The sequence below is a fragment of the Bacillus sp. XT-4 genome (assembly GCF_050864245.1).
Taxonomy (GTDB): domain Bacteria; phylum Bacillota; class Bacilli; order Bacillales; family Bacillaceae; genus Bacillus; species Bacillus altitudinis.
This window is the reverse complement of sequence record NZ_JBPAFI010000021.1, coordinates 1-809: the sequence shown is the minus strand read 5'-3', so window position 1 is coordinate 809 and position 809 is coordinate 1. Positions and strand designations below refer to the sequence as shown.

1 protein-coding gene is annotated in these 809 nt (G+C 63.5%); it reads right to left on the bottom strand.

Features of this window, described 5'->3' with window-relative positions; genetic code table 11:
- Positions 1-809: hypothetical protein (locus tag ACRRMM_RS19120; RefSeq protein ID WP_432450935.1), on the bottom strand; the 809-nt coding region annotated here is incomplete at both ends.

Below are 809 nucleotides of genomic sequence, written 5' to 3'. Positions count from 1 at the left end.
CCGGTTACTCCAGTCGCTCCCGTATCTCCTGTTGCACCTGTAGCTCCGGTTACTCCGGTCGCTCCCGTATCTCCCGTTACACCTGTGGCTCCGGTTACTCCAGTCGCTCCCGTATCTCCCGTGGCACCCGTGGCTCCAGTTGCTCCGGTCGCTCCCGTATCTCCCGTTACACCTGTGGCTCCGGTTACTCCAGTCGCTCCCGTATCTCCCGTTACACCTGTGGCTCCGGTTACTCCGGTCGCTCCCGTATCTCCCGTTACACCTGTGGCTCCGGTTACTCCAGTTGCTCCCGTATCTCCCGTTGCACCGGTCGCTCCAATTGCTCCTGTCGCTCCGGTTGCGCCTGTATCTCCTGTGGCTCCTGTCGCTCCGGTTCCTGTTGCTCCTGTGGCACCCGTATCTCCGGTGGCTCCTGTCGCACCGGTGGCTCCGGTTCCTGTTGCTCCTGTGGCACCCGTATCTCCGGTGGCTCCTGTCGCTCCGGTTGCGCCTGTCGCTCCGGTTGCGCCTGTATCTCCTGTAGCGCCGGTCGCTCCGGTTCCTGTTGCTCCTGTGGCACCCGTATCTCCGGTGGCTCCTGTCGCTCCGGTAGCACCTGTATCTCCTGTAGCGCCGGTCGCTCCCGTTCCTGTTGCTCCTGTGGCACCCGTATCTCCGGTGGCTCCTGTCGCTCCGGTAGCACCTGTATCTCCTGTAGCACCGGTCGCTCCCGTTCCTGTTGCTCCTGTGGCACCCGTTGCTCCTGTGGCTCCTGTCGCTCCGGTTGCGCCTGTATCTCCTGTAGCACCGGTCGCTCCTGTTCCTGTGGC